The sequence below is a fragment of the Leisingera sp. ANG1 genome, assembly GCF_000203975.2.
Classification (GTDB): domain Bacteria; phylum Pseudomonadota; class Alphaproteobacteria; order Rhodobacterales; family Rhodobacteraceae; genus Leisingera.
This window is the reverse complement of sequence record NZ_AFCF02000003.1, coordinates 175,556-201,641: the sequence shown is the minus strand read 5'-3', so window position 1 is coordinate 201,641 and position 26,086 is coordinate 175,556. Positions and strand designations below refer to the sequence as shown.

General features: G+C 60.1%; 32 protein-coding genes. 28 read left to right on the top strand and 4 right to left on the bottom strand.

Annotated features, from left to right (window positions below):
• The first annotated feature begins 100 nt into the window (after positions 1-100).
• The 4 genes from GC1_RS07110 (at position 101) to GC1_RS07095 (ending at position 4,249) form a co-directional block, all read left to right on the top strand.
• Entirely contained in the window at positions 101-1,333 is a 1,233-nt protein-coding gene (locus tag GC1_RS07110) for a TRAP transporter substrate-binding protein (RefSeq protein ID WP_019296370.1), read from the top strand.
• Between the two features lie 102 nt (positions 1,334-1,435).
• Entirely contained in the window at positions 1,436-2,104 is a 669-nt protein-coding gene (locus GC1_RS07105; RefSeq protein ID WP_019296369.1) for a TRAP transporter small permease, read from the top strand.
• Positions 2,104-3,462 carry a TRAP transporter large permease gene (locus GC1_RS07100; protein ID WP_019296368.1) on the top strand — a complete coding sequence of 453 codons (1,359 nt, stop codon included), beginning with the start codon at positions 2,104-2,106 and terminating at the stop codon, positions 3,460-3,462. Before GC1_RS07105 ends, GC1_RS07100 begins: the two co-directional genes overlap by 1 nt.
• Before the next feature lie 13 nt (positions 3,463-3,475).
• Positions 3,476-4,249 carry an IclR family transcriptional regulator gene (locus GC1_RS07095; RefSeq protein WP_019296367.1) on the top strand — a complete coding sequence of 258 codons (774 nt, stop codon included), beginning with the start codon at positions 3,476-3,478 and terminating at the stop codon, positions 4,247-4,249.
• Between the two features lie 252 nt (positions 4,250-4,501).
• On the opposite strand, the gene GC1_RS07090 is transcribed toward GC1_RS07095, so the two are convergent.
• On the bottom strand, positions 4,502-5,530 hold the full coding sequence (locus tag GC1_RS07090; protein WP_019296366.1) for a LacI family DNA-binding transcriptional regulator: 1,029 nt from the start codon (positions 5,528-5,530) through the stop codon (positions 4,502-4,504).
• 132 nt (positions 5,531-5,662) lie between these two features.
• Between GC1_RS07090 and GC1_RS07085 the strand changes: the two genes are divergently transcribed.
• From GC1_RS07085 to GC1_RS07035, 11 genes are all read left to right on the top strand, one after another.
• A complete protein-coding gene (locus GC1_RS07085; RefSeq protein WP_019296365.1) occupies positions 5,663-5,848 on the top strand; it encodes a hypothetical protein in 186 nt (61 codons plus the stop codon).
• A 22-nt stretch (positions 5,849-5,870) separates the two neighbouring features.
• The gene (locus tag GC1_RS07080; RefSeq protein ID WP_019296364.1) at positions 5,871-7,016 is read left to right on the top strand and encodes a TRAP transporter substrate-binding protein; all 1,146 of its coding nucleotides are present in this window, start codon (positions 5,871-5,873) and stop codon (positions 7,014-7,016) included.
• A gap of 110 nt (positions 7,017-7,126) precedes the next feature.
• Positions 7,127-7,639, top strand: coding sequence for a TRAP transporter small permease (locus GC1_RS07075; protein ID WP_029204831.1), 513 nt, complete (start codon positions 7,127-7,129; stop codon positions 7,637-7,639).
• Positions 7,640-7,652: 13 nt separating this feature from the next.
• Positions 7,653-8,981: a TRAP transporter large permease gene (locus tag GC1_RS07070; protein ID WP_019296362.1), complete on the top strand. Its 1,329-nt coding sequence runs from the start codon at positions 7,653-7,655 to the stop codon at positions 8,979-8,981.
• 11 nt (positions 8,982-8,992) lie between these two features.
• Positions 8,993-10,300: a histidinol dehydrogenase gene (gene hisD / locus GC1_RS07065; protein ID WP_019296361.1), complete on the top strand. Its 1,308-nt coding sequence runs from the start codon at positions 8,993-8,995 to the stop codon at positions 10,298-10,300.
• The gene (locus tag GC1_RS07060; RefSeq protein WP_019296360.1) at positions 10,293-11,054 is read left to right on the top strand and encodes an SDR family NAD(P)-dependent oxidoreductase; all 762 of its coding nucleotides are present in this window, start codon (positions 10,293-10,295) and stop codon (positions 11,052-11,054) included. Before hisD ends, GC1_RS07060 begins: the two co-directional genes overlap by 8 nt.
• The gene (locus tag GC1_RS07055; RefSeq protein WP_019296359.1) at positions 11,051-12,031 is read left to right on the top strand and encodes a zinc-dependent alcohol dehydrogenase; all 981 of its coding nucleotides are present in this window, start codon (positions 11,051-11,053) and stop codon (positions 12,029-12,031) included. Before GC1_RS07060 ends, GC1_RS07055 begins: the two co-directional genes overlap by 4 nt.
• 30 nt (positions 12,032-12,061) lie before the next feature.
• Positions 12,062-12,472: a universal stress protein gene (locus GC1_RS07050; protein WP_019296358.1), complete on the top strand. Its 411-nt coding sequence runs from the start codon at positions 12,062-12,064 to the stop codon at positions 12,470-12,472.
• Positions 12,473-12,509: 37 nt separating this feature from the next.
• Entirely contained in the window at positions 12,510-13,016 is a 507-nt protein-coding gene (comD, locus tag GC1_RS07045) for a sulfopyruvate decarboxylase subunit alpha (protein ID WP_019296357.1), read from the top strand.
• A complete protein-coding gene (gene comE, locus GC1_RS07040) occupies positions 13,013-13,567 on the top strand; it encodes a sulfopyruvate decarboxylase subunit beta (protein ID WP_019296356.1) in 555 nt (184 codons plus the stop codon). The genes comD and comE overlap by 4 nt, the downstream gene beginning before the upstream one ends.
• Positions 13,567-14,673, top strand: a complete 1,107-nt coding sequence (locus tag GC1_RS07035; RefSeq protein WP_019296355.1) for an alpha-hydroxy acid oxidase — start codon at positions 13,567-13,569, stop codon at positions 14,671-14,673. Before comE ends, GC1_RS07035 begins: the two co-directional genes overlap by 1 nt.
• A gap of 633 nt (positions 14,674-15,306) precedes the next feature.
• Here GC1_RS07035 and GC1_RS07030 read toward each other — a convergent pair.
• The gene (locus GC1_RS07030; protein ID WP_019296354.1) at positions 15,307-16,122 is read right to left on the bottom strand and encodes a response regulator; all 816 of its coding nucleotides are present in this window, start codon (positions 16,120-16,122) and stop codon (positions 15,307-15,309) included.
• Positions 16,123-16,214: 92 nt separating this feature from the next.
• On the opposite strand from GC1_RS07030, the gene GC1_RS22125 reads away from it, so the two are divergent.
• The 4 genes from GC1_RS22125 to GC1_RS07010 are packed head-to-tail and all read left to right on the top strand — an operon-like array spanning position 16,215 to position 20,193.
• Positions 16,215-16,415: a NepR family anti-sigma factor gene (locus GC1_RS22125; RefSeq protein ID WP_082008917.1), complete on the top strand. Its 201-nt coding sequence runs from the start codon at positions 16,215-16,217 to the stop codon at positions 16,413-16,415.
• The gene (locus GC1_RS07020) at positions 16,408-16,965 is read left to right on the top strand and encodes an RNA polymerase sigma factor (RefSeq protein ID WP_019296352.1); all 558 of its coding nucleotides are present in this window, start codon (positions 16,408-16,410) and stop codon (positions 16,963-16,965) included. The genes GC1_RS22125 and GC1_RS07020 overlap by 8 nt, the downstream gene beginning before the upstream one ends.
• Positions 16,962-18,731, top strand: coding sequence for a sensor histidine kinase (locus GC1_RS07015; protein WP_019296351.1), 1,770 nt, complete (start codon positions 16,962-16,964; stop codon positions 18,729-18,731). The genes GC1_RS07020 and GC1_RS07015 overlap by 4 nt, the downstream gene beginning before the upstream one ends.
• Positions 18,709-20,193 carry a phospholipase D-like domain-containing protein gene (locus GC1_RS07010; RefSeq protein WP_019296350.1) on the top strand — a complete coding sequence of 495 codons (1,485 nt, stop codon included), beginning with the start codon at positions 18,709-18,711 and terminating at the stop codon, positions 20,191-20,193. The genes GC1_RS07015 and GC1_RS07010 overlap by 23 nt, the downstream gene beginning before the upstream one ends.
• A gap of 105 nt (positions 20,194-20,298) precedes the next feature.
• On the opposite strand, the gene GC1_RS07005 is transcribed toward GC1_RS07010, so the two are convergent.
• On the bottom strand, positions 20,299-20,424 hold the full coding sequence (locus GC1_RS07005; RefSeq protein WP_019296349.1) for an entericidin A/B family lipoprotein: 126 nt from the start codon (positions 20,422-20,424) through the stop codon (positions 20,299-20,301).
• 10 nt (positions 20,425-20,434) lie between these two features.
• On the bottom strand, positions 20,435-20,920 hold the full coding sequence (locus GC1_RS07000) for a hypothetical protein (RefSeq protein ID WP_019296348.1): 486 nt from the start codon (positions 20,918-20,920) through the stop codon (positions 20,435-20,437).
• Positions 20,921-21,290: 370 nt separating this feature from the next.
• Here GC1_RS07000 and GC1_RS06995 point away from each other — a divergent pair, with 370 nt between their 5' ends.
• From GC1_RS06995 to GC1_RS06960, 9 genes are all read left to right on the top strand, one after another.
• Positions 21,291-21,716 carry an MgtC/SapB family protein gene (locus GC1_RS06995; RefSeq protein ID WP_237754570.1) on the top strand — a complete coding sequence of 142 codons (426 nt, stop codon included), beginning with the start codon at positions 21,291-21,293 and terminating at the stop codon, positions 21,714-21,716.
• Between the two features lie 147 nt (positions 21,717-21,863).
• Entirely contained in the window at positions 21,864-22,031 is a 168-nt protein-coding gene (locus GC1_RS22605) for a NepR family anti-sigma factor (protein ID WP_019296346.1), read from the top strand.
• Entirely contained in the window at positions 22,028-22,576 is a 549-nt protein-coding gene (locus GC1_RS06990; protein WP_019296345.1) for an RNA polymerase sigma factor, read from the top strand. Before GC1_RS22605 ends, GC1_RS06990 begins: the two co-directional genes overlap by 4 nt.
• Positions 22,577-23,466: 890 nt before the next feature.
• Positions 23,467-23,628: a DUF1328 domain-containing protein gene (locus tag GC1_RS22120; RefSeq protein WP_019296343.1), complete on the top strand. Its 162-nt coding sequence runs from the start codon at positions 23,467-23,469 to the stop codon at positions 23,626-23,628.
• Between the two features lie 55 nt (positions 23,629-23,683).
• Positions 23,684-23,965, top strand: a complete 282-nt coding sequence (locus GC1_RS06980) for a hypothetical protein (protein ID WP_019296342.1) — start codon at positions 23,684-23,686, stop codon at positions 23,963-23,965.
• A gap of 178 nt (positions 23,966-24,143) precedes the next feature.
• Entirely contained in the window at positions 24,144-24,329 is a 186-nt protein-coding gene (locus GC1_RS06975; RefSeq protein ID WP_019296341.1) for a PLD nuclease N-terminal domain-containing protein, read from the top strand.
• 50 nt (positions 24,330-24,379) lie between these two features.
• The gene (locus tag GC1_RS06970) at positions 24,380-24,904 is read left to right on the top strand and encodes a hypothetical protein (protein ID WP_152612444.1); all 525 of its coding nucleotides are present in this window, start codon (positions 24,380-24,382) and stop codon (positions 24,902-24,904) included.
• Positions 24,891-25,292, top strand: a complete 402-nt coding sequence (locus tag GC1_RS06965) for a phage holin family protein (RefSeq protein ID WP_019296339.1) — start codon at positions 24,891-24,893, stop codon at positions 25,290-25,292. Before GC1_RS06970 ends, GC1_RS06965 begins: the two co-directional genes overlap by 14 nt.
• Positions 25,279-26,040, top strand: a complete 762-nt coding sequence (locus tag GC1_RS06960; protein WP_019296338.1) for a hypothetical protein — start codon at positions 25,279-25,281, stop codon at positions 26,038-26,040. The genes GC1_RS06965 and GC1_RS06960 overlap by 14 nt, the downstream gene beginning before the upstream one ends.
• Positions 26,041-26,086 lie beyond the last annotated feature (46 nt).

Sequence of the window (26,086 nt, the reverse complement as noted above, 5' to 3'; positions counted from 1 at the left end):
CTCCGCCCTGTGTGGAAAAAACTTCTATACAGATCACATGAAATAATCTAGGCTTTTTTGATACGAAACGTCTCAATAATTGATCTTAGGGAGGAGAATTATGGGGCTTACTAACAAACTGAGCCGTATTTCGCGGCGGGATCTGTTCCGCGTTGCAGGCACTTACGGGATGAGCTCGACGCTGCTGGCAGCAGGTGGTTTCGGCAGCGCGATGAGCCTGGCGAATCTCGCCTCGGCTGCGGAATCGACCTATGAGAAGCGCTACGCTAAGCCCGCCAAGCACACGCTGAAGTTCGGCGCTTCCGGCTTCAACGCGCGCAATCTGCTGATCGAGCGGGCCGGTGCTCTGGAGTTCGCCCGTGACCTTGAGGCCCGCACCGACGGCGAAATCCGGATCGAGTTCATCGGCGACAACCAGATCTGCGGCCAGCTGAGCTGCGTCGAGAAAACCCAGCAGGGCATTGTCGACATCTACGCCGCTTCGACCCAGAATTCGGCCGGCGGCGCACCTTACCTGAACGTGCTGGACTATGCCTTCATGTTCCCCGGCCGCGCGTCCCAGTACCACTTCCTCTATCACCCCAAGAGCCAGGAAATCCTGCGCGACCCGCTGGAGAAGCGCCACGGGCTGAAGTTCCTGTTCAGCCATTGCGAGCTGCGCGGCATCCAGCTGGGCTTGAAATACAAGGACCAGCCGACCATCACCAAGCTGGAGCAGCTGTTCGGGACCAAGAACCGCGTTACCGGCACCCAGCTGGGCCGGATTGCGATGAATGCCCTGAACCTGAACCCGGTGCCAGTGGCATGGGAAGAGACCCTCGACGGGCTGAAGCAGGGCCTGATCGACGGCGCCGAAACCTGGGCTTCCGCAGTGGCCTATGCCAACATGGCGCCAGTGGTCTCGCAGTCCGTCGATCTCAAGTTCTTCTGCGGCACCGAGCATACCTCGATGTCGGCGAAGGTCTTCGACGGCCTCGAGGGCTATCTGCAGGACGCGGTGATGGAGAGCGCCTATTGGGCACAGGCCCATGTGCAGGCTGCAAACGAGGCGGCGCTGGTGAAGACCGTCGGCTTCTCCGACCCGCAGCTGCCGGGCACGGTGTTTGCGGAACACGGCGTCCGCCCGGCCTTCCTGCCAGACAGCGAAATCCGCATGGCCGAGGAAATGTGCTCGCCCGAGTTCCAGCCGCAGCTGTGGGAGCAGTGGCGCGACCGCCTGAACAAATGGGCTGGCGGCATCGACACCTACCAGGAAATCTACACCATCGCGCGCGAAGTCGACAAAGACATGAAGCCCGAAAACGTAGAACCGCGCCGCTGGTGGAAGGGCTGACAAAGGCCTGAACAATGAGCATAGGGCCGGTGCCAGATTGCGTCGGCCTTGTTTGCCCGACAGGATCCGGCAGGATCACAGGGGAAATGAGGGGAGGAACACATGCAGCTTTGGCCGGATATCGCTGCCATTTTCAGCGCCTTCGCGTCCCAGGATAGCTGGGAAATCCGCAATGCCCTAGAAAGCAATGCCGCTTGGGTGCTGGGCACCGCCGCCGCCGCGCTCGGCGGCCTTCTGGTGATGCTGGTCTACCGGCTGGTGCCGCTGATGGACCGGCACCTGGAGCGCACCATCATGGTGTGGAGCTACCTGGCGATTGCCTTCATCATTTTCTGGGGTGTGATTGACCGCTTCGTGTTCAAGAACCAGCAGCCCTGGTCCACCACCATTCCGCCGCTGCTGTTCATGATCATGGCTTGGTTCGGGGCCGCCTTCAACGTGCGGCTGCGGACCCATCTCAGCTTCTCGGAATTCCGCACCGTCATGCCCCGCTGGGCGCAGATGGGCTGCCTGACGTTGGATGCGGTCCTGTGGTTCGGCTTTGCGGTGATCGTCTTTGTCACCACCACCCGGCTGACGGCGCTGTCGGCCTCGAACTTCCAGATCGTGCTGGGCACCGACAGCGTGCTGCAGTGGTGGTTCCTGATCACCGCGCCCCTGTCCTTTGTCCTGATGATCGCCCGGGTGTTTGAAAACCTGGCCGACGACATCCGCAACTACCGCAGCGGCGCGCCGCTGATCAAACAGGCTGTGATCGGAGGAGACGTGTAATGGATACGGGAACCTGGGTCACGCTGATCTCGATTGGGGTCACCTTCCTGTTCATGCTGGGCGTGCCGGTGCTGCTGGTGATCGGCTATTGGGTGATCGGTTGCTCCTTCGTGCTGGGGCTGACGCTCGACAACATGGGGGCGGAGCTTCTGAATGTGTTCAACAAGGGCTTTGCGCTCCTGGCGATGCCGCTGTTCATCCTGACCGGCGACCTGATCAACCAGTCCGGCATCGCCCGGCGCCTTTCGGATTTTGCCTATGCCTGCCTTGGCTGGATGCGCGGCGGGCTGGCGATGGCCTCGCTCGGCGCCTGCGGGCTGTTTGCCGCCATTTCAGGCTCTAACTCGGCGACAACGGCCACCATCGGCTCGATGCTGCACCCGGAAATGGTCAAGGGCGGCTATGACGAGCGTTTCTCGGCGGCCACCGCCGCCGCGGGCGGCACCGTGGGCATCATCATCCCGCCGTCGATCATCTTTATCGTCTACGGGTTCCTGATGAACCTGCCGATTTCCGACCTGTTCGTCGCGGGCATCCTGCCTGGCGCGATGATGGTCATCGGCATGCAGCTGGCCTGCTGGATCATCTGCCGCAAGAACGGCTGGGGCTTCCTGATCCCCTTGCAGCTGAACCGGGTCCTGAAAACAGCCTTCGGCGCCTGGCTTGGCTTCTTTGCCATCGGGCTGGTGCTGTGGGGCATCTACACCGGCAAGTTCTCCCCTACTGAGGCGGCGGGCGTTACCGTTGGTTTCTGCGTGATTGCGGGCGTGCTGTCTTGGGTGGTGACCAAAATCACCGGTGCCCGCAGTGACAAAACGTGGGAAGAAAAATCCTATGCTGAAATGCTGGTGGTTGAGGGTTTCACCATCCCGCAGATCCCCGGCATCGTGGTGCGCTCGGCCCAGATCACTGGCATTCTGGCGCCGCTGATCGCGATTTCCGTGGTGATGCAGCAGATCCTGTCGCTCCTCGGGGCGCAGCAGGCGATCGGCGGGTTTGTCACTTCAATGGGTGGCTACCATGCGGTGCTGTTCACCTCGATGGTCATCGTGTTCTTCTCCGGCATGGTGCTGGAAAGCCTGCCGGTGACCATCATCCTGGCGCCGATCCTGGCCCCCATCGCGGCCTCTGTTGGGGTCGACCCGATCCATTTCTCAGTGATCTTCCTAGTCGGCGCCTCCATCGGCTTCATCACCCCGCCCTACGGGCTGAACCTCTACGTCGCATCCGGTGTGACCGGTGTTCCGTATTTCCGCCTGCTCCGCTATACGGTTCCTTACCTTGCAGCCCTGATCGGGGTCTGGGTACTGGTCTCACTGGTTCCTGATTTCGCGCTGGTGCTGCTGCCCAACAAGTAGCGATGAGGCGGCGATGGCAGCAGATGCGCCGGAAAAGAAAGAGGGGCAGATCCCCACCAACCTGCGCCTTCTGGTGCTGCTGGAGGAGGTCGCCCGCCGCGGCGTCGCGGTGAAGCCGGCCGAGATGATCGAGGCGATGGGCCTGCCCAAGCCCACCGTGCACCGGCTGATGCAAACAGCCGAGGCCGAGGGTTTCCTGCAGCGCGACCTCGACGGGCGGGCCTACGGGCCCGGGCCGAGGCTGCGCAAGCTGGCACTTGCTACTATGTCGTCGGAACATTTGAGCACAGCGCGTTTGATCATTCTCAAAGGCGTTGCTGAAGAATTGGGAGAAACATGCAATCTGGCAATCCCGGACCGTGAGGGGATGCTTTATTTGGACCGGGTGGAAACCAAATGGCCACTGCGTATTCAACTGCCAATAGGCACTCAGGTTCCCTTCCATTGCACAGCAAGTGGCAAGATGTATCTATCTACTCTAAAACCAAGCACACGGGTAGCTGTCTTGCGTGCGCGTACTCTCGAAGCGTTAACCGGGCAGACCTGTACGGATCCTGATGCGCTCAGCGCAGAGCTTGAGACGATCGAAAGCCGCGATTATTCCACTGATGATGAGGAATTCATAGCTGGAATGGCCGCCGTTGCTGTTCCAGTCAGGGATGCCCGCAACCGGCTGCTAGCCACACTCTCGGTTCATGCCCCAGTGCAGCGCCGCAGTTTGTCTGAGTTGATGGAGTTTCTGCCGTCCTTGCAAAAAGGAGCCAGAGCTCTTGGGAAATTGATCTGACACGTTTTGGTGCAAAACTCATTAGCCAGTCCGAAACCTGATGTTTCTTGAAGCGGAAGTGAGGTAATTTTCCGGCTTGGCAATTCACCGTGTCATGTTTGGAGGAAAATGCTCCAATCAGACTGTCCTCATTTGGGGCGACAGGGAGCGGTGGTGCCGGAAATGAAACGATCAGGTGAGCCTCGGGCGGACCATTTGGAATTTGCTATTCCGTAAGTGTCAGGTGCACTAACCTATTTTGCGAGTCTTTCTTTATGAAAGAAAAGGCGGCATTGCCAAAGAGTCGCGGGTAACAAGCCTTGTACTGATGCAGATTGTTCTGCCTTCCGACTTGCCTTCAACCATTGCTGTCAGTTCGCACGCTGCCTTGCGTCCCATTTCTCGGTGCGGAACGTGAACGGTGGTCAGGGCTGGGCTAACGATCTCCGCCAGCTCGATATCATCAAAGCCCGTGACGGATACCTGCTCTGGTACCTTAATCCCCAACTTTCGTGCTTCGTGCACGGCCCCTGCAGCCAGTACATCGTTGCCGCATATAACCACTGTTGGGCGAGGCGTCAGGTCCATTAACTGGGCAAAGGCCTCAGCCCCCTTGTCAATTTCATATGCTGTTTCGATCACTTTTAAGTCGCTGGTGTCCAGTCCACCCTCCTCCATTGCCTGCCTGACGCCCTGCAAACGGCCCTGCGCCCGGTCGTTGCCCTGTGTCATGCCCGAGATCATGGCAATCCGCCGGTGGCCGGCCGAAATCACGCTCCGCGCCAGTTCGCACATTGCGTCTGTGTTTCTGAAACCGACAGAGGGCCGCTGTGCCTCGGGATCGTAGGACCAGGCGACCAGTGACGGGATCTGGTGGCGCTCCAGATACTCGTAGATTTCTGCGTCGCGCGCGTGCCCGATCAGCAGCAGCCCGTCGGCGCCGCGGGCCACCAGGGTGCGGATCTGCTCGCGTTCCGCCTCAGGGTCGTAGGCCGAACTGGACACCAGGAGCGTATAGCCGTTCTCGTGCAGCTGGTCCTGAAAGGCCTGCAGGCCGCGGGCAAAAATGGCGTTGTCCATGGTCGGAATGATGGCGCCGATGGTGAAGCTGCGTTTGGCTGCCATCACGCGCGCCGCGAAATTCGGCGTGTAGCCCAGTGATTCGACCGCCTGCATCACCCTCTGGCGGGTTGCTTCGATCACCCGATCCGGAGAATTCAGGCAGCGCGACACCGTGGCGGTGGAAACGCCCGCGGCCTTTGCAACATCGTTAAGTGTCGGAGCTGAGCGGGTTTTTCCCATGTGACGTCTGCCATTTCCTTTGCCCCTCGTCATACCACAAAATGCAGCGCTTGCCAGCTATCAATGTAAGCGCTTGCATTATTAATGTAAGCGCTTACAAATGGGATTGGGATAACAAACCGGGAATTTGCGATGTTTCTCTGGGCTGCCGCTGCCGTCTTTGCCGTGTTCTTTGCCAATGTCGCCATGGGTGCGTTTGGCGGCGGCGGCTTCCTGGGCGATGTCGGAGAGATGCTGGTTCTGTTCGCTGCCTCGATCCTGTTCGTGGCGGCCATTCTCAAGCGCGAGGCTGACCACAAGAACAAGAACGGCAGCTGACGGATCTTTAGGGAGGAAGACAATGACGAATGGCAAGGATGGCCTCAAATCTGCTGAGCGCCGCAATTTTCTGAAACTGGCCTCGACCGGCTCTTTCACCGCGGCGCTGGTGGCCGGTGCCGGCGGGGTTCTTTGGTCGTCCGAAGCCGCCGCGCAAACCGCCAAGGAAGAGAAAGAGCGGGAACGTGCAGCGGAGCATATCATGACCGTTGCCACGGCCTATGTGCTGGGCGCGTCGCGCAGCTATCCGATCATGCAGCTGGATCTCAAGGAGAACATCCAAAACGCCACCAATGGCAAGATCTATGTCAAGCTGGCCCCTGGCGGCCAGCTGGGTGCGGGCGGCGCATTGGTGCAGAAGGTGCAGGGCGGAACCATTCAGGCAGCGCAGCATTCGCTGTCGAATTTTGCGCCTTTCGCCTCCACTGTTGACTTGATCAACATGCCCTATCTCTGCGGCTCCAACCAGCGTTTCACCAATCTGGTGACCTCCGATTTCTGGAACGCGGAAGTGCACCCAAAAGTGGAGGTCGCAGGCTTCAAGGCGCTGTTCTATGTCAATATCGACCCCCGCGTCGTGGCGGTGCGCAAGGGCGGCAACGCGGTGATGTCGCCGGGCGACATGGCCGGAGTGAAATTCCGGGTGCCGGGATCCAAGATGCTGCAGCAGTATTACCGCATGGTCGGTGCCAACCCGACGCCGGTGGCCTGGGGCGAGACGCCCTCCGCCATCAAGCAGGGGGTGGCGGATGCGCTCGATCCCTCCGTCGGGGCACTCTATGTCTTTGGCTTCAAGGATATCCTGAGCCATGTGACCTTCACCCAGGCGGTACCAGACAGTCAGGTCTATTCCTGCAATCTGGAATGGTTCAATTCACTGCCTGCCGACGTGCAGGACGGCGTGATGTGGGGATCGGAAATGACCGCGCATCAGAACCTGTCCAAAGTGCCCTCCGCCCGCGCCTATGCGATGGCGGAACTGACCAAGGCCGGTGTCGAATTCCATGCACTGAGCGACGATCAGCTGGGCGAGTGGCAGGAAGCCGGCGGCTATCAGCGCAGCGAGTGGGATTCCTTCAAGACCGAGCTGGCAGGCTCGATGGACAACTTCGCCAAGCTGGAAGAGGCCGCAGGCACCCAGGGCAAATACTACGTCCACGACGCCTGAGCCTAAGAGGGCGGGAGCGCCTTCATCCGGCCCCCGCATTTTTCAACAGCAGCCTTCGCAACAGCCCGCCGGGCTGGCTGTGGGGGTGTGCCTGAACCCCGGGAATGGCAATGCACATCCTGCGAAACATCGACAAGAACGCAGAACGCTGGCTGCTCCTGGTGTTCTATGTGATGCTGGTCATCACCATGGCGATCGAGGTGATCCGGCGCGAGCTGTTTGCCTTTTCCTCGATCTGGGGCGAGGAAATCGTCCGCTATTCCTTTATCTACCTGGCCTGGATCGGCGCCGCGGCGGCGGTCAAGGAGCGCGCCCACATCCGTATCGACGTGATCCTGCATTACCTGGGGCCTCGCACCAAAGCGCTGGTCTACATCTTCGGCGACCTGGTGATGTTCATCGTGGCCTTGGTCGCGCTTTACTGGTCGTTCGAGACGGTGCTGGTCTCCGCCAAATTCGGATCGGTCAGCCACGGGCTGCGCATCTCGATGGTGTGGTTCCTGATGGCGGTGCCCGCGGGCTTTGCCCTGATGATCTGGCGCCTGCTGCAATCCTTCCTGCGCGATTACCGCAGCCTTCGCGACGGCACCCCCGTCTTTGAAGGCGACAAGCTGTTTGATTGAGGGGCCTTAAGCGATGCTGTGGAATTCACTCAACCAAACAGTCGAGCTGGGCTGGGACTTCTACCTGCCAGTGATCATGTTCGTGGCGCTGATAGCGCTGGCAGTGCCGGTCTGGGCCGCCATTGGCGCGGCGGCGATCACCATGCTGGTGATGTCTGGCGACCTGCCGCTCAGCGCCATCGGCGAAAGCCTGTTCACCGGCATCGACGCTTTTGCGCTGACCGCGGTGCCCTTGTTCATCCTGACCGGCGATGTGCTGGTTCGGACCGGGCTCAGCAAGAAGTTCCTGGATGTGGCCGAGGCGCTGACCTGCTGGACACGGGGCGGCTTCGGCTCTGCCACGGTGCTGGTCTGCGGCATGTTCGCGGCGATCTCCGGCTCTGACGCCGCCGGTGCTGCCGCCGTGGGCCGGATGACCATCGCGCGGCTGGTCGAAAGCGGCTATCCGCGGCCTTATGCTTGCGCGCTGGTGGCGGCGGGCGCCTGCACCGGCATCCTGATCCCGCCCTCCATCGCCTATATCATCATCGGTCTGGTACTCGGCATTTCCGCATCCACCCTGTTTCTGGCCGCGCTGATCCCGGGTCTGGCGATCCTGGTGTCGATCCTGGTCACCAACATCATCATGAACCGGCTCTATACCTATGAGACCGGCGGCAATATGGGACTGGGCGAGTGGCTGGGCAACCTGGGCCATGCGCTAAAATCCGGCTGGTATGCCTTCATCGTGCCGGGGATCATCTTCTACGGCATCTTCTCAGGCCGCCTGACCCCGACCGAGGCCGGCGCCACCGCGGTCGTCGTCACCATCCTGATGGGCTTCCTGCTCGGCACCCTGAAGCTGTCGGACTTCCCGGCGATGCTGGTCAGCTCTGCCAAGGTGAACGGGGTGATCTTGCCGATCATCGCCTTCTCCGCCCCGCTGGCCGAGGCGCTGGCCATCATGGGCGTGCCGCAGGGTTTCGTGACCGCGGTGACCGGGCTGACCGATGATCCCTCGCTGCTGATTCTCCTGATGATCTGCATCCTGATTGCCGCCGGCTGCGTGATGGAGACGACCCCCAACATCGTGATCCTGGCACCGATCCTGAAGCCCTTGGCGGACAATATCGGAATGAACGAAATCCAGTTCTGCATCATGATGATCACTGCTTTGGGTGTGGGCTTCATCACCCCGCCGCTGGGGCTGAACCTGTTCGTTGTCTCCGGCATCACCGGCGAATCCATCCTCAAGATCGCCGCCCGCGCCGTGCCCTTCGTGCTGACCATGCTGATCGTGGTGCTGCTGATCGCCTATTTCCCGCCGATCTCGACCACGCTGCTTCCTGATATCTACAAGTAGGACCCCCGGAAATGACCCGTGAATACCTGAAAAAAGCCGCCTTGACCCCCAAGTCGGATGCCTCCGAGACTCATAAGATCGTGCAGGGCATCCTGGATGATATTGAGGTCGGCGGCGATGCCAAGGCTCTGGAATATGCCGCCAAATTCGACCGGTACGAAGGCAATGTGCTGCTGACGGCCGAGGAGATCGAGGCCGCCTGTGCGCAAGTGCCGGAGAAGCTGAAGGCCGACATCCGGTTCGCCCACGACAATGTGCGCCGCTTTGCTGAGCTGCAGAAAAGCACGATGCAGAATGTGGAAACCGAAATCTCTCCCGGGTTTGTCACCGGACAAAAGGTGATCCCGGTGGACGCGGCAGGCTGCTATGTGCCTGGCGGGCGCTACAGCCATATCGCCAGCGCCATCATGACCGTGACCACCGCCAAGGTGGCCGGCTGCAAGCACATCGCCGCCTGCTCGCCGCCGCGTCCCGGGGTGGGCGTGGCCCCCGCCATCGTCTATGCCGCCCACATCTGCGGCGCGGACCAGATCATGGCGATGGGCGGCGTGCAGGGCGTCGCGGCGATGACCTTCGGACTGTTCGGTTTGCCCAAGGCCAATATCCTGGTCGGCCCCGGCAACCAGTTCGTGGCGGAGGCCAAGCGCATCCTGTTCGGCCGTGTCGGCATCGACATGATCGCAGGCCCCACCGACAGCCTGATCCTGGCCGACAGCACCGCGGATGCCCATATCGTCGCCACCGATCTGGTGAGCCAGGCAGAGCATGGCTACAACTCTCCGGTCTGGCTGGTGACGGACAACCGCGCCCTGGCGGAAGAAGTAATGCGGCTAGTGCCCGGCTACATCGACGATCTGCCCGAGGTGAACCGCGAGAACGCCACCGCGGCCTGGCGCGACTATGCCGAGGTGATCCTTTGTGCGGACCGCGAGGATATGGCCGCCTGTTCCGACGAATACGCGCCCGAGCACCTGACCGTGCAGGCAGAGGACCTGGACTGGTGGCTGGAGCAACTGACCTGCTACGGTTCGCTGTTCCTGGGCGAGGAGACCACGGTCTCTTACGGAGACAAGGCGGCGGGCACCAACCACGTGCTGCCGACCTCGCGCGCGGCCAGCTATACCGGCGGTCTCAGTGTCCACAAATACATGAAAATCGTCACCTGGCAGCGCGCTACCCGCGAGGGCTCCAAGCCGGTGGCAGAGGCCACGGCCCGGATTGCCCGGCTGGAGGGGATGGAGGGCCACGCCCGCGCGGCCGACGTGCGGCTGGCCAAGTATTTCCCGGATGAAACCTTTGACCTGACCGCCAATGGCTGACCCGCGAACCCTGTTCGATCTGGCAGGCCGGAGCGCTTGCATCACCGGCGCCAGCTCTGGTCTGGGCCGGCGGGCAGCGGTCGCGCTGGCCGCAGCCGGGGCGCAGGTGGTGGCGGTGGCGCGGCGGGCGGAGGCTTTGGAGAGCCTCTGCACGGAGATCGGGCCAGCGGCCGCATATGCGGCCGCGGATGTGGCGGACCGCAGCAAGCTGGGAGCGCTGCGGCAAGCGGTCTCCGCCCCCTTCGGGGCGCCGGACATCCTGGTGCATGCGGCGGGTGTCAACCCGCGGCAGACCGCGGATGAGGTGACAGCGGGGGGCTGGGATCAGACCCTGGCGCTGAACCTCTCGGCGCCCTTCTTCCTGAGCCAGGCGCTGGTGCCGGCGATGAAGGAGCGGGGCTGGGGACGGATCGTCAATTTCGCCTCGCTCCAGACAACCCGCGCCTTTCCCGGCGGCATTGCCTATGGCGCCAGCAAGGGCGGGATTGGCCAGCTAACTCGCGCCATGGCGGAAGCCTGGTCGTCTCATGGCATCACCGCCAACGCGATCGGGCCGGGGTTCTTCCCGACTGAGCTGACCCAGGCGGTATTCGAGGATGACGCCCGCGCCGCCCGCAATGCGGCGCAGACCTGCATCGGCCGCAACGGCCGGATGGAGGATATCGACGGGCCGCTGCTGTTCCTGTGCTCGGAGGCGTCGGCCTATGTCACCGGACAAATCCTGATGGTTGACGGGGGGTTCACGGCGAAATGAAAGCCTTGGTTTATGAAGGGGTTGAAACGCTTGCGCTGCGCGATGTGCCAATGGCAGCGGGCCGGGACGGCGAACATCTGATCCGCATCCGCGCCTCCGGCATTTGCGGGTCGGACATGCACGCCTATCTGGGCCATGACAACCGCAGGCCCGCGCCACTGATCCTGGGGCATGAAGCCGCGGGGGTGATCGAAAACGGACCGCAAGCAGGCCGCCGGGTGACGATCAATCCGCTGGTGACCTGCGGCAGCTGCGCTGCCTGCGCATCGGGGCGCGAAAACCTCTGCGCCAGCCGCCAGATCATCTCCATGCCCCCGCGCGAGGGTGCCTTTGCCCAGTTCGTGGCGATGCCGGAGCGCAACCTTGTGACCGTGCCGGAGGCGGTGCCGCTGGAAAAGGCCGCGCTGGCCGAACCGCTGGCGGTCAGCTGGCACGCCGCCCGGCTGGCACTGGAGGCGCTGCACCCAAGCACGGAGCCCGGCGCGCTGGTGATCGGCGGCGGCGCCATCGGCCTGGCTGCGGCATTGGCGCTCAGGGCGATGGGGGTGGCGGAGGTGACCATCCAGGAGCCGAACGAAGCGCGCCGGGCCTTCCTGACGGACCGCTGCGGGCAAAAGGTGGTGGCGGAGTTTCAGGGCATGGCGACGCTGGTGGTGGACGCCGTGGGCTATGCCGCCACCCGCGCCGCGGCCTCAGCAACTGCCGCGCCCGGCGGGGTGATTGCCCATGTCGGACTGGGCGAGGACGCGGGCGGCCTGGAAATCCGCCGCATGACGCTGCAGGAAATCACGTTCATCGGCACCTACACCTATACCGCGCAGGATTTCCGCGACACTGCGCAGGCAATCTTCGACGGCCGTCTCGGCCCGCTAGACTGGACTGAGCAGCGGCCACTGTCGGACGGCGCAGCTGCCTTCCGCGACCTGCGGTCCGGCGCGGTGGCGGCACCCAAGATCATCCTCGACCCCTGGGCATGAGCCCGCGCACGGAGCAAACGGAGAGCAACCATGTATGACAAAATCCTGGTTCCCATGGCCCTGGATCACGGGGTCTCTGAGACCACGCTGAAGGCCGCCGCCACCCTGTGCAATCCGGGCGGGCAGATCACCGCGCTGCATGTCTATGAGGCGGTGCACAGTTCGGTCACCGCCTACCTGGATGAAGACACCGTGCGCGAAGGCTTCGACAAGGCCCGCCAGTTGCTCGCGGCCAAGACCGCAGGCCTGGACAATGTGACGGCGGAAATCGTCAAAGGCCGGTCCTACCGCGCCATTGTCGAATACGCAGAGCAGCACGGCATGGACTGCATCGTGGTCGGCTCCCACAAACCGGGGCTTAGCGACTTTTTCCTCGGCTCGACAGCCGCCCGCGTGGTTCGCCACGCACCTTGCGCGGTGCATGTCTGCCGCACTTCCTGACTCAGAAACACGACCTCCGAAGCAAAGGCTACCCACCATGAACATAGACAAGAGGATCGCTGACGATCTGGCCGCCAACGGCGTCTCCTTCGTCACGACCGTGCCCTGCAAGCAACTGGCCGGCGTGATCGAGGAGATCGACCAGCGCGACGACATCTTTCACATCCCCTCCAACAAGGAGGACGAGGGCATGGGGCTCTGCGCCGGCGCCTGGATGGGCGGCAAGCGTCCCGCCATCATCATGCAGAACACCGCCATCGGGGTCACCATCAACACGCTGGCAACGCTGATCCAATACTACCGGATGCCGTTGCCGATGCTGATTTCCTACCGCGGCGAGCTGCGCGAGCCGGTGGCCTGCCAGGTTGAAATGGCGGTGCATACCAAGGCGCTGCTGGCCCAGCTCAATATCCCGGCCTACCACTTCCACTGGCAGAAAGATGTCGAGGAGCTGGACAACATCCTGAAATACACCTTCATGTGCAACAAGCCCGTTGCCATCCTGACCGACGCCAACTTCTGGGGAGGCTATGGCGACCAATGATCCGTTCCGAAATCCTGAAAGAGATCGCGCCCATCCTGCGGGACCAGCTGGTGGTCTGTAACATCGGCATTCCCAGCCAGGAGCTGCACGCGATCGACGACCAGCCGACAAATTTCTATATGCTGGGCACCATGGGGCTGGCTTCCTCCATCGGGTTGGGGCTGGCGCTGGCGCAGCCGAAACCGGTGATCGTGATCGACGGTGACGGCTCGATCCTCACCAATCTCGGCACCCTGCCCACCATCGGCAACAATGCCCCCGGCAATTACATCCTGATGATCATCGACAACGGCTCCTATGGCTCCACCGGTGATCAGCCAACCTATACCAGCCAGCGCACCGATCTGGCGGGCATGGCCCGCGCCGCTGGCTGCGCCCGGGTGGTGGAGGTGCAGGACAAGGACACCGGGCCGGCGCTGGAGGAAGCGCTCGCCAGCGGTGAAGCCACCGTGCTGGTGGTCAAATGCGACAGCGGCAACGCCAAGATGCCGGTGATCACGATGGACCCAGTGGTGATCCGCGACCGCTTCATGAAGGCCGTGGCCGGCTGATGGGCGCAGGCGCCATCCATTCCGCCGAGGATGCCCGGCGCCTGGCCCGGCGGCGGCTGCCCTGGATGGTGTTTGACTATATCGACGGCGCCGCCGGACAGGAAACCGGGGCGGCGCGCAACCGCGCTGCCCTGGACGCCATCACCCTGCGGCCCCGTATCCTGCGCGATGTCAGCCAGCGCTCGCTGGCCACCCGGGTTTTCGGTGCCGAGGCGGACCGGCCCTTCGGCATTGCCCCCATGGGCATGTGCAACCTGTCGGCCCCCGGGGCCGACCTGATGCTGGCCCGGCTGGCGGCGCGCTACCGTGTGCCGCATGGGGTTTCCACCGTCGCCTCGACTCCTTTGGAGACCATCCTGGCGGCGTCAGAGGGCTATGCCTGGTTCCAGCTCTATTTCAGCGGCGACGGCACTGGCACCTTCAAGCTGGCCGAGCGCGCCCGCGCGGCCGGCTATCAGACGCTGGTGCTCACGGTCGATGTGCCCGAGGTCGGCCGCCGCCCGCGCGAGCTGCGCCACGGCTTCAAGATGCCGTTCCGCATCGGCCCGCGGCAGTTCATTGATTTTGCCCTGCATCCGCGCTGGTCTCTGACCACTTTGATGAAAGGTAAGCCAGTGATGGCGAATTTCGAGATGGAGGGCTACGAATTCGACCGAACCGAAAGCCGGGCGCGCGCCACTTGGGACACACTGGCGCGGCTGCGCGATCTCTGGCCCGGCAAGCTGGTGGTGAAGGGCGTGCTCGACGTAGAAGATGCCCGCACGCTGGTCGCTGCAGGCGTTGATGCCATCCAGGTTTCCAGCCATGGCGCGCGCCAATTGGAAGCAACTCCGGCACCGATAGAGATGCTCAGGAAAATACGTGCGGCGGTGGGTCCGGAGGCCCCAGTTTTCTATGACAGCGGCCTCCGGTCAGGCGAGGATGTTCTCAAAGCTCTTACAGTGGGTGCGGACTTCGTCTTTATCGGCCGGATTCTGCAATACGCGATAGCGGCTGCTGGTGAGCCGGGGCTGGAACAACTTTGGAATGCCCTTAGCGAAGAATTGAGCATTGCCATGGCGCAAACCGGAAGAACTTCAATCGTTGGTGACGGTCTGCGAAAGTAAGAGGGGTACTGCTCATTCCAAACTCCGCTGCACTTCTAGAGATAACAACTAGCTTGATGTGCAGGACATTTCCGCGGTTTCAGCCCTGATCGGCTGGAAGGAGCTCTTGACCGCCGCCGGGAAAATACCGGCCACAGGAGGCGGTTACAAACAGCTGCTGGTGCATGCGGGCCCTTTCGCGGCCTTCTGTCAACACACGATATGAAACTCATGGATAAGCAAAACTAATGGGGCATTTGCTGCTTCGGCGACTGAATTTGGAAAAAGAGCACAAATTACGTTAGCGCTTGCAGCAACCAAATTTTGCGAGTCTGCCGGTTCCACCAAGTCAGAGCCGGATTGCCACACTGGCGTGAACCCCCACTCATCCGCGCGCGGTATCTGGCTTAAACTGGTATGAAAGGTGCCCAAACTGTCAATCTGTGTTTTAGCTGGCGCTGAAGACTAGTCTTCATTGCGCCAGCAGAATCCAAGACAGCGAAGCAGCAGCAAACAGATTGCTTTAAACGTCTAGAATACAACGTTGTTTGCAGCACCTGCCCAATGGACTTAGCTTGTGCATGACTAACGGAGCATTTATTGCTCCGTTGCCAATACGGACCTGGACTGAGCACCTCTCTCCACTAAGCTTAATCAGGCCTTCAGCGTTTCGGTGGACGAAAAGAACATCGCCTGGCTCACTGCCGAATGCACCTGCTCCTCAGTATAAGGTTTTGAAATCAAGAACGCCGGTTCCGGCCCCTCACCTGTCAGCAGGCGTTCAGGATAGGCCGTGATGAAAATCACTGGCCGTTCGCCATGAGTTGCCAGGATCCCATTCACCGCGTCGATGCCGCTGGAGTTGTCTGCCAGCTGGATGTCAGACAGGATGAGGTCCGCCGAAACCTGTGCGGCCACCTCCTTCGCGCGGGTTTCTGTGCGGGCGATACCCGTCACGCTATGGCCCATTCCGGTCACGATCGCTTCGAGATCCATTGCAATAACCGCCTCATCTTCGATGATCATAACCTGGCCAGAGGTGGCGCGAGCCATTTCCTCGTAAGCAATTGAAATCAGTTCAGAGGCTTCTTTTTCACTCACGCCCATGATTCTGCCGGTATCTTTTGCGCTGAACTCTTCGATGGTGTGAAGCAGAAGCGCTTCTCGGGTGTTCGGTGTAAGCCGCCGCAAGTGTTTCTGTGCCTTGGCTGCCAGACTGGGCTCGTCTTCATTTTCCGCGGCGGGAGCTCCTGAAGAGGACCAGATAGCATGAAAGACGCGGAACAACGCTAATTTGGGAGACAGCGTGCTGTCATAATCTTCTTCGCCAGCAAGAATGCCTTCGAGCGTCGCCAGCGCATACTTGTCACCGGTGTCCTGACTGCCGGTCAGCGCCCTGGCATAGCGGCGCAAATAGGGCAGGTTAGCGCCGATCTGACTGGCGATCAGTTCTCCCGATTGAGCGGTCATTTTGCGTAGTCCCTTTTTTTACAATAGATATGGAACCAAACGCGCCTCAAAGCGTTTAGTTCCAAAAGCTGCGCAGAAAACTGTTGGATTGCATGAAACGACCACAACACGCCCGGCCGCGCAACGAACAGGCCGACCGCGAAATTGATGAGAACCTTAAGCGAGCCTTTGATCAGATCGCAAGTGAGCCTGTGCCCGACAGGTTTACTGATCTTTTGAAGAAACTGAAGGAAAAGGAAGCGCTCGAGGCGCACAATCCACATCAGCTGGAAGAGAAATCTTCCGATGACTGAGGCCGCGCCAGATCCCAGAGATGAGTTGGTCAACCACTTGGGTGCACTGCGCGCCTTTGCCATCAGTCTTGCCCGCAATAGCGCCACTGCCGATGACCTGGTGCAAGACACTGTCGTCAAGGCCTGGGCTAATATCGAGAAGTTTAATCCCGGCTCGAACATGCGGGCCTGGCTATTCACCATTTTGCGCAATACTTATTATTCTTTTAACCGCAAACGCAAATCCGAAGTGGAGGACGCTGATGGTGTGCTCACTGGTGCCCTTGCCCAGAAACCCGATCATGACGGGCGGCTCCACATGCAGGACTTCAACGCGGCATTTGAGCACTTAAGTGACGAGCAGCGTGAAGCCTTGGTTCTGGTTGGCGCGGGAGGTTTTTCCTATGACGAAGCCGCAGAGATGTGCGGCGTGAAGACAGGAACGATCAAGAGCCGTGTGAACCGTGCGCGTGCCCGTCTAACGGAGCTGATGGGTCTGGAAGGCGAAGACAAAATGGAACTGACTGATACTGTCACAGCTGGGATCGTTGCCCAGCAAAGCGCCGCATGATCGCAGGGTCACGGCTTCAAGGGAGCCTTCTTACACGGCTGGCCGCGCTGATGACGTTTGCGCTGCTGCCGCTGGGCCTGATTGCGCTGTACCAGACCAACGCCGTGGTCGAGGAAGCCAACCGGTTATCCCATGCGTCTTTGCTGGCACATACCCAGCAAGCCGCAGCCAAGGAACGCGAACTGCTGCAGCGGGCTGGCGGCGCCACTGAGGGGTTGGCTGCCGCGATCCTGCCTATTTACGGCGAGGGCGACCGCTGCACAGACTTGATGACGGCATTTGTTCAAGGCCAGAATCCCTTCACCTTTGCAGCTTTCATCACCCCTGGGGGGAAAATGGAATGCTCATCAGATGGCAGCACGGCGGATGTGTCCGAGAAGTGGATGTTTCTCAAGAGCCAGCAAGCCGCGCGCCTCTCGTTTGCAGTGGGAGACGGGATACTCGGCGCTGGTGGCCCCCAACTGGTAGCAACCAGCCCGGTGCAACGCGCCGACACCCTTCTAGGATATATCTCCATCGCAATTCCGCACCAGTTGACCAAATCGCTGGCTGGCACCAGATGGGCCGAGCAGGGCATCCGGTTTGTAACCCTGGACGCGCAAGGGGAGATCCTGTCCGCAAGCGTACCGGAGCAGGAGGCCGCACAGGCGTTGCCGGTTTCGGTCCCGCGACGGGAACTGCTGCAGCGCGCCGGCAGCACATTCTTTGAAGATTCGCGTTCCGGCCAGGAGCGTTTTTTTGCCGTGAGCCAAATCCTTCCCGGCCAAGTAGCAGTTGTCGGCAGCTGGCCAGTGGAGAATGCCTTGTCCGTGAGCACCAGCCCGACCTCCTGGATGACCCTGGCCTTCCCGGTGCTGATGTGGATTGCTGGGATATCAGTCGCTGTCCTAGGCTTGCAGCAGATGGTGATCCGCCATCTTAACGCATTGCGAAGAGCAATGCGCCGCTATGCGCTGGGGGAGCGAGAGAACACAACCCTTGAACTCAATTCGCCCCCACGGGAGTTTGGGGAGGCGCAGCAATCCTTCAATCGCATGGTGGCGATCCTGAGTGAAGCAGAAAGGCGGCGCGAGCTTGATCTGGAAGAAAAAACAATGTTGCTGCGCGAGGTGCATCATCGTGTGAAGAACAACCTGCAGCTGGTGGCATCCATCATGAACATGCAAGGCCGGAACGCCCAAACACCGGAGGCCCGGCGGATGCTGTCACAGCTGCAGAGGCGGGTGCGCGGTTTGGCCACCATCCATCGCAGTCTTAACACCAATCCGGACGTTTCCACCGTAGACAGCCGCGAACTTATCAACGAGCTGATAGAAGAGATCGGCACCATGAGTTCTGGCACCGGACAGGATGTAGCAATCGAGACCGACGTTGCGCAAAGACCGCTCAGCCAGGATCAGGCGGTAACCCTTTCGATGCTCGTCTCGGAGGCAATGACCAATGCTGTGAAATACACCGGCGTACCGGAGGGCGGACGGCCGGCAATCAGTGTCAGCCTGCGCGAAACGGCAGAAAACTGGCTGGAGCTTGAGGTGACCAATACCAAGGGGCAACCGATGCTGGACCCTGACGAGGAAATCGGGGGCACCGGTATCGGCGCACGCCTGATGGCAGCCTTTGCCACACAGCTTGATGGTGATGCCACCACCCATGAAACAGAGAGCAGGTATACATACCGTCTGGGGTTCCCCGCCGTTGCAGGGGCATCACCGCCAGAGGCCTCAATGACGGAGCAGGAGCAAGATGCAAAAGAACCCGCCGCATGAACACCGCCGCGGGGATTTTGAGGTACTGATCACCGCCGAGCAGGCCTGGCCCGCCTTCGAACGGGCAGTACTGAAAGCCCGCAAGGAGATCATTGCCAGCTTCCGCTTGTTCGATTTTGCCACGCCTCTTCTTTCTCCGGAAACATTGCAATTCGGGGAAACCTGGGCAGATCTCATTTCCGATGCGCTTCGGCGCGGTGTCCGTGTCAGGCTGGTGGTAAGCGATTTTGATCCGGTCATGGCCACTCCGCTGCATGCAGCTGCACAGAAGACATTGAAGCAAGCACAGCAAATTGCTGACTCTCTCGGGCCTGAGCAGGCGGCCCTGCTCTCGGTCTCCGCCGCGATGCATCCCGCGCGAGCAGGGCTGTTGCCGCGGATAGCCTTTTCACCTTTCGTTTTGCAAAAACTGCGCAACCTGCCCAAACGATTGCGGCCCCAAGCGGCCAGCCGTCAGGGGTTGCCGCAGCTTCACCCGGTTTCTCAACACCAAAAAATTGCGGTGATCGACCGTAAAATCCTTTACATCGGCGGCTTGGATTTGAACCGGCGCCGGTTCGACACTCAGAAGCACGACCAACCAGCGCACGAAACATGGGCTGATGTGCAGCTGATGGTGCGTGGGCCAGAAGCCGCTGAGGCAGCAAACCATCTTGAGCAGTTCCAGGAGGAAATCGCCCTGCGCAAGCGCCCCTCCGAAGGCAAACACATCCGTCGAACGCTTTCTGTGCCGCGCCGCGGCGGGTTTTGGGCGTTGTCGCCACGGACGGTCCTGAAAGAAATTGAGGACGATCACTTAGAGGCCTTCGCACAGGCCCGGCATCTGGTCTACCTGGAAACCCAATACCTGCGCTCCAGCGTAATTGCCCGCGGGCTGGCCGATGCGGCGCGCCGCAACCCGGATTTGTCCTTGATCCTGATTCTGCCTGCGCTGCCCGAGGAGGTTGCTTTTGAGGGCAGCCGTGAATTGGATGCGCGTTATGGCATGGCATTGCAGGCCGAAGCACTGCAGGAGATCAGCACAGCCTTTGGCACACGCGCCTGTATTGCCAGCCCGGTTCAGCCGCGCATGGCGGCCCGCGATGCGCCCTCTGTATTGACGGGATCCCCCATGATCTATCTCCACAGCAAGGTATTAATCACTGACGGGTGCTTTGCTATGGTTGGTTCAGCCAATTTGAATGGGCGCTCAATGCGATGGGATACCGAAGCGGCTCTGCGGATACCGCAGAAGGACAGGGTCAGACAGCTGTGGCATGCGCTGGCGCGGCACTGGTGGCAAGAGGATCTGCCGCTTGAAGCGCTGAACCCGGCAACAGCAGCTCCATGGTGGCAAAATGAGATCCGCCGCAACAACGTGCGGCGCCCGGAAGCGCGCCGCGGTCTACTAGTGTTGCATGATCAGGACAGGATGTCGGATTTGCAGCAACCTTTGCCCGGGGCGACCGAAGACATCGTTTGAACCGCCAGCAGTCAGGATGGCCCGCAGGTGCTTTGCTGCGGACGAAAAAATGGCCCGGCACCCAAATGAGCCGAGCCATTCAGTTTTGGAAGAGCAAGTAAGGCTTTACTGCGCTTCCTGAGATTCTTCGGTGATCTCATTGCCGAGGTTCGAAACATCCCTGCCGAAGCCCTCGGCAGTTTCACATGCGGCCAGACCGACCAGCGCAAAGAACGCGAGAATGATGCGCATAACGTTTTCCTTATTTCAGTTTGGATGCCACGTTACCGGCAAAGGCACCGATGATGGCGGAATAGAACGCTTCGCTGTCAACGGTAACAGTCGCAGGATCGGTGCCCTCAGGGTAGTAGGCATCAAGCTGATCCGCGGAGACCGTGAGATCGTATCGCATGTCCTTGGATGCATCAGGCATGTCGATATCCACATCGCCCTTCAGCACCCATTCGCCGACACCAAGCGCCTGTTCGAAGTTGCTGGCCAGCAGAACCGAGTCAATCTCGACATGAATTTCCGCGCCCTCAGTATCAGCATCCGCGATCTGTCCGATCAGACGCTCAGCGAGCGCCGTCTCCAGGTCGGTTTCCAGGCTGGTCCAAACTGCGGCGGCTGAGTGGTTTTCGATCGCGCTCAGATCTGCTGTTACGTCGATTTCGGAGACTTTGGGGCCGGCCACAGCTGCCGTCGCCATGGCCGAAACGAGGGCGGCGGTTCGGATCAGTTGAGTCATCTTATTGCTCCTTACATTTCTGCCCCGAATGGGGATGCAACGGAGAAACGCACGAGCTTCTTGAACGGTTCCTAAATTGATTGGCTAAAGTTGGAAACGCTCAGGTTCGCTCCTGATTACCACTGAAGAACAAGTGTTGAAATTTGGAAGACGAAGCATGGATGCGCGATTGCGGTCTGTGGAAAAGCCCCCGAATTGTTTCCTGGCAGCTCACCCGAAGATATGCCAGGCTAGGGAACTCTTTGCCGGTTCAAGTGTTTGTCGTGCAGAACCCTGCAGCCGCGCAGGGAAAAGCAGTGGTGCCGGGAGGGTAGGCAGAGTGGACTTTTTCGCGAGCGCAGCAAGCCATTCAACACAGCTGGACTGGGCATTGCGATTGACCGTTGCCCTGGCCGGCGGCGCACTGCTGGGACTGGACAGGGAATTGCGCCACCGCAGGGTAGGCATCCGCACTTACATGATGGTTTCACTTGGTGCAGCGGCTTTCATCATCGTAGGTCTGGAATTTGGCCGTCAGATGCAGGCCGAGGGCCTGTCTTCAGATCCGACCCGCGTGACCCAGGGCTTGATGGGTGCGATAGGCTTCATTGGCGCAGGGGCGATCATCAAGGGCGACAAACGTGTCGGCGGTATCACCACGGCTGCCAGCATCTGGGTTTCTGGGGCGGTTGGAATGGCAGCAGGGCTCGGCTTCACAGTGATGGCCTTTCTTACTGCAGGGTTGGCAGCACTGCTTTTGTCCGTCAGCCGCTTGATGGCACACCGTGGCGCAGATGACCGGCCCGACATGAACTAACTTTCCGGGTCAGATGATGACAGCGACGCGCCAACTGATTTCTGCATGAGGTGAGCAATTGTCCGGGCTAATCCTCTTTTCAGCATCGCAGGAACCATTTCGCTGCTTGACGCGTTGAGAACCTGTGAGCGTCGAGCAGAGGGAACAATGGCGAAGCAAAAGAACATCCACCGCGTCCCCCGTGAAGCGGACCATATCGACCGCAGCCTAAAGCATGCCTTTGACGAGCTGGCGGCGGAACCGTTGCCGGAGCGGTTCACTGATCTGCTTGAGCAGCTGCGCAAAGCTGAACTTCACAAGAAGGACATCCAATGACAGCTGATCCGCGAGATGAGTTGACTGAGCATCTGGGCGCGCTGCGTGCCTTTGCGCTCAGTCTCACCAGGAACTCGGCAACTGCAGATGATCTTGTGCAGGACACTCTGATCAAAGCTTGGAGTAATATCGAGAAGTTCAATGCCGGCTCGAACATGCGGGCCTGGTTGTTTACCATTCTGCGTAACACTTTCTATTCGCTGCGCCGCAAGCGCAAGCGCGAGGTTGAGGATGCTGACGGATCGCTGGCCTTGGCGTTGGCTTCAAAACCCGATCACGATGGCCGCCTTAACATGCGGGATTTCATGCAGGCATTCGAAAAACTTCCGGACACTCAGCGCGAGGCGTTGATCTTGGTCGGTGCAGGCGGGTTTTCCTATGAAGAAGCTGCTGAAACCTGCGGTGTCGCTGTCGGGACGATTAAAAGCCGGGTTGGACGCGCGCGTGCATCGCTTGCTGATTTGCTTAGCCTTCAAGATGACGAGGCGCTGGAACTCACAGACAGTGTAACTGCGGGAATTCTGTCCAATGGCCCAGTCAACTGAGGACTCTGCCGGTTTCTGACCCGATTAGTTTGCGGGCCACGCAATCGTGGCCCGCGCCTGTTTTCGTTTCTGGCATTACCAAATGGGGACAACGCTACGCTCCCCATCCATGCCCTGAAGAAATTGAATGAGTTTTCAGCCGATGCACATGTTTTCGAGAGCGGGGGCTGGTCAATGCCTTTTTTGCTGGGCTAGTCGATAAGGAAATATGTTTGCGTTCAAGGACTTTTTCGGAACCGAACCCGGCATTGTGCGTCTTACAACTGCTGGCAGCCTTAAAGCGCTGCACGACTTGTCCCCAACTTGGTCGTTCCACTGGGCTCCCGACATTGCTGCGGCGGGGGTCATTTTCTCTTGTGTCACCCAGTTTTGCCTAACCGAGACAAGCAGGTCTCCACCGTATTTGGCCGCTGTTCAGGTCCCCTTCCGTCCGCGGCCGCATTGAATGAGGCTTGCAGCCTAAAAAACTGTGTCATGAACCCTCCTGCTTCAATTGCCTTCGATGCGGGCATCCCTTTGCTGGTATTCGGCATCTGCACGAGCGGCATCGGCCAGAGTCTAAGAAACCCGCCTTCCAGACATCGTCGCCTTGGACGAAGGCGGCCAGCTTCTCGAATTTGACGCCGGAGTTGAAAGCATCGAATTCGGCATAGAGGGTGTGTCGGTTACCTTTCCCCGAAATCAAGTTCCAAAAACCTGAAAAAGAGATCCGCAGCGGCAGCTGATCAGGTGCTGGAATACCTGAAACGCAGCTTGGCAGCCGCGCTTTCTCTTGATCCAGCGGAGCTATTACAGCACCGGCGGCAAGGAAATCCGGAACCAATCGCCCGCAAAGCCGTTGATGTTAAAGATGGCGCACAGCAGCGCGTAAATATTGAAGGAGAAGAGTCATGCTTGGCTGGGCAATCACATTTCTAGTAATCGCGCTTGTGGCCGCAATTCTTGGTTTCAGCGGCATCGCCGGAGCCTCCGCCGGGATCGCTCAGATCCTGTTTGTGATCTTCCTGGTGCTCTTCGCTCTCTCGATCATTGTTCGTTTTATCAAGCGCTGACGCGGCAGAGCTCCCGCGGACTGCAGAACGGCAGCTAATAAAAGGATATCGACACATGACCAACACAGCCGAAGCAAAAAAGCATTCACCTGAGGGCACCGGAGCCACAGCAGAAGCGGCAAACGGCAGCCTTACCGGCCGCGTGAAAGAACAGGCCGCAGAGACTGTCCAGCAGGCGCAAGAGCAAATTGGTGCCGGGCTGCAGTACAGTTCTGGTGAACTTCAGCGTGTGGCTTCACAGGGGCGGGCATTTGTAAAAGAAAATCCTGGCCTTGCCATCGCTGGTGCTCTGGGGGCCGGCGTATTGCTTGGTTTGGCCATGCGCAGCCGTTTCTAAGGCAACGGTTCAAAACAGTAAATGAAAGCCGCGCTTTTTGGCGCGGCTTTTGGTTTTTCCAAGCGGTCTGAAAACGGCATCGCCGGTAGCGCGACAAGGAAAATTACCCGGTGTCAGGGAACCATTTTTCTTCCCTGTGCGTTTTCTGATCAGAACAGGAAACTGAAGGGAGACTATCATGGAATATGGGCTGATTGGCCTGCTTGTGCTGGCCGCAGATATCTACGCAATCATTCAAATCTTGTCCTCCGGCGCCTCCACCGCAGCCAAAATCCTCTGGACCCTGGTGATTCTCATTCTGCCCGTCGTGGGCTTTATCATCTGGCTTATTGCAGGCCCGAAATCCTCTGCCGCAAAGATTTGACCAGCCGGCATTGGCCTGAAGCGGTCCGGCAATTACAGGCCGGGCCCCGTTTGTTCCAAGAGAACAAACAACGCCAGCGCACGCGTCCTCTTTGTATCCCCGATACCGGAAAGGCTGATGATATGACCGATACTTCTGAATTGGAAAGACAGGCTCGCGCGCAGGCCGCGGATCTGGGCCGCAAGGCAAAGGATGCAGTTGCAGACACCGTCCGCAACACCGCCGGCGCCGCAAAAGAGCACGCTGCGCGAAAGGTGCAGTCGACTGCAGATGCCGCGGATGCCGCCGCAGATGCATTTGAACCGGGCAGCGTTCAGGCGCAGGCGGCGCAGATGGTTGCGGGCCATCTGGAGGATGCCGCGCAACGTGTCCGCTCAATGGACTTCGAACAGACGGTACGGGATATCGGTTCATTTGCTCGCAAAAACCCACTGCTGTTTCTCAGTGCCGCATCCCTTGCCGGGTTCGCGGCCACCCGCTTTCTGAAGGCGCGTGCACCGGCGGATGCCGCCTCATTTGCTCAGGAAGGAATGCTGAGTCCGGCGCGTGAAGGGAGTGGCCATGACGCATCCTGATTTACGCGCGGCCCCAGAGCTGTTCCTTGGCACTCTCCGTAACTTCGTTGCCCTGTTGCGCAGCGAATCGGAGCTAGCCAAAGGTGAATTAAAGGAGAAGGCCGCGCAGGCTGGAACCGGGCTCGCCTTCATGACTGCCGCTGCCATTGCCGCTCTGGCAGGTTTGCACGTCCTTGCTGCGGCACTTGTCGCTTGGATTGCCGCCGCCGGGCTATCCCCAGGCCTTGCCGCCCTTGTAGTAGGCGGTGCTCTTCTGACCGCGGCTGTGTGCTTGCTTCTGGCGGGCAAGTTCCGCCTCAGCAGCAAGGCGCTTCTGCCGTCGCGCACCATTCGCAGTATCAAGCAGGACGCTGCCAGTATCAGGGAGGCTGGAAATGCCGGAAATTGACAACCTCGAAAAAAAGGTGGATGCAGACCGCCGCAAACTGGCTGCCTCGCTGTCGGGAGTGACAGATATGCTCGCTCCGCAATCGGTGACCAAGCAGCTCAAGGCCACGGCTCACGGGTACGGCGGCCAGCTTAGTCAGCAGGCAGTGGCCGCAGCCAAACGCAACCCAGCGGCACTGGTGCTGACCGGCGCGGGGCTTGCCCTGATGTTTGCGGGGACCGGCCGCCGTCCGACTAGCCCCGTCGCCAATCCAACAGCAGTTCCGCTGGAGGACTCCTTTGCCGGTTTTGATAACCGCGTCGCCGCCGCGGATGCTGCTATGAAAAAGGAGATGACCGGGATGAGTAAAGAAAGCTTCCGCTCGACCAATATGCGCGAGACTTTGAACGCAGGACTGGACGGCTTGCCTGAGGCCGCCCGGAAACGTGTGCTCAACGCCCGCAGGGCAGCTCTGCAGGCGCAGGAGAAGCTTGAGGCACACGCATCCAAAGCCGCGGCCAGAGGCCAGACCTTTTTTGAAGAGAACCCACTTGCTGCCGGCGCGATTGCGCTTGGCCTTGGTGCGCTGATCGGCGCCCTGCTGCCTTCCACTCGCCGGGAGGATGAAGTTCTAGGAGCGCATCGAGATGCGCTGGCGGCAAAAGCTGAAAAGGCTTTGCGCGACGAGATGGACAAACTGTATCAAACAGCCAACGCCAAGCTGGATCCATCTGCCAGCAAAAAATCACTGCACACCGCTGCCAGCTAATAATGTCCGGAATTCTAGAAAATGTCCTCAGCGGCCGGGGGGTTCG

Bases quoted from the DNA above. Each gene is read 5' to 3' on its own strand.
- GC1_RS07110 (WP_019296370.1), top strand. From the start codon at position 101: ATGGGGCTTACTAACAAACTGAGCCGTATTTCGCGGCGGGATCTGTTC.
- GC1_RS07105 (WP_019296369.1), top strand. From the start codon at position 1,436: ATGCAGCTTTGGCCGGATATCGCTGCCATTTTCAGCGCCTTCGCGTCC.
- GC1_RS07100 (WP_019296368.1), top strand. From the start codon at position 2,104: ATGGATACGGGAACCTGGGTCACGCTGATCTCGATTGGGGTCACCTTC.
- GC1_RS07095 (WP_019296367.1), top strand. From the start codon at position 3,476: ATGGCAGCAGATGCGCCGGAAAAGAAAGAGGGGCAGATCCCCACCAAC.
- GC1_RS07090 (WP_019296366.1), bottom strand. From the start codon at position 5,530: ATGGGAAAAACCCGCTCAGCTCCGACACTTAACGATGTTGCAAAGGCC.
- GC1_RS07085 (WP_019296365.1), top strand. From the start codon at position 5,663: ATGTTTCTCTGGGCTGCCGCTGCCGTCTTTGCCGTGTTCTTTGCCAAT.
- GC1_RS07080 (WP_019296364.1), top strand. From the start codon at position 5,871: ATGACGAATGGCAAGGATGGCCTCAAATCTGCTGAGCGCCGCAATTTT.
- GC1_RS07075 (WP_029204831.1), top strand. From the start codon at position 7,127: ATGCACATCCTGCGAAACATCGACAAGAACGCAGAACGCTGGCTGCTC.
- GC1_RS07070 (WP_019296362.1), top strand. From the start codon at position 7,653: ATGCTGTGGAATTCACTCAACCAAACAGTCGAGCTGGGCTGGGACTTC.
- hisD (WP_019296361.1), top strand. From the start codon at position 8,993: ATGACCCGTGAATACCTGAAAAAAGCCGCCTTGACCCCCAAGTCGGAT.
- GC1_RS07060 (WP_019296360.1), top strand. From the start codon at position 10,293: ATGGCTGACCCGCGAACCCTGTTCGATCTGGCAGGCCGGAGCGCTTGC.
- GC1_RS07055 (WP_019296359.1), top strand. From the start codon at position 11,051: ATGAAAGCCTTGGTTTATGAAGGGGTTGAAACGCTTGCGCTGCGCGAT.
- GC1_RS07050 (WP_019296358.1), top strand. From the start codon at position 12,062: ATGTATGACAAAATCCTGGTTCCCATGGCCCTGGATCACGGGGTCTCT.
- comD (WP_019296357.1), top strand. From the start codon at position 12,510: ATGAACATAGACAAGAGGATCGCTGACGATCTGGCCGCCAACGGCGTC.
- comE (WP_019296356.1), top strand. From the start codon at position 13,013: ATGATCCGTTCCGAAATCCTGAAAGAGATCGCGCCCATCCTGCGGGAC.
- GC1_RS07035 (WP_019296355.1), top strand. From the start codon at position 13,567: ATGGGCGCAGGCGCCATCCATTCCGCCGAGGATGCCCGGCGCCTGGCC.
- GC1_RS07030 (WP_019296354.1), bottom strand. From the start codon at position 16,122: ATGACCGCTCAATCGGGAGAACTGATCGCCAGTCAGATCGGCGCTAAC.
- GC1_RS22125 (WP_082008917.1), top strand. From the start codon at position 16,215: ATGAAACGACCACAACACGCCCGGCCGCGCAACGAACAGGCCGACCGC.
- GC1_RS07020 (WP_019296352.1), top strand. From the start codon at position 16,408: ATGACTGAGGCCGCGCCAGATCCCAGAGATGAGTTGGTCAACCACTTG.
- GC1_RS07015 (WP_019296351.1), top strand. From the start codon at position 16,962: ATGATCGCAGGGTCACGGCTTCAAGGGAGCCTTCTTACACGGCTGGCC.
- GC1_RS07010 (WP_019296350.1), top strand. From the start codon at position 18,709: ATGCAAAAGAACCCGCCGCATGAACACCGCCGCGGGGATTTTGAGGTA.
- GC1_RS07005 (WP_019296349.1), bottom strand. From the start codon at position 20,424: ATGCGCATCATTCTCGCGTTCTTTGCGCTGGTCGGTCTGGCCGCATGT.
- GC1_RS07000 (WP_019296348.1), bottom strand. From the start codon at position 20,920: ATGACTCAACTGATCCGAACCGCCGCCCTCGTTTCGGCCATGGCGACG.
- GC1_RS22605 (WP_019296346.1), top strand. From the start codon at position 21,864: ATGGCGAAGCAAAAGAACATCCACCGCGTCCCCCGTGAAGCGGACCAT.
- GC1_RS06990 (WP_019296345.1), top strand. From the start codon at position 22,028: ATGACAGCTGATCCGCGAGATGAGTTGACTGAGCATCTGGGCGCGCTG.
- GC1_RS22120 (WP_019296343.1), top strand. From the start codon at position 23,467: ATGCTTGGCTGGGCAATCACATTTCTAGTAATCGCGCTTGTGGCCGCA.
- GC1_RS06980 (WP_019296342.1), top strand. From the start codon at position 23,684: ATGACCAACACAGCCGAAGCAAAAAAGCATTCACCTGAGGGCACCGGA.
- GC1_RS06975 (WP_019296341.1), top strand. From the start codon at position 24,144: ATGGAATATGGGCTGATTGGCCTGCTTGTGCTGGCCGCAGATATCTAC.
- GC1_RS06965 (WP_019296339.1), top strand. From the start codon at position 24,891: ATGACGCATCCTGATTTACGCGCGGCCCCAGAGCTGTTCCTTGGCACT.
- GC1_RS06960 (WP_019296338.1), top strand. From the start codon at position 25,279: ATGCCGGAAATTGACAACCTCGAAAAAAAGGTGGATGCAGACCGCCGC.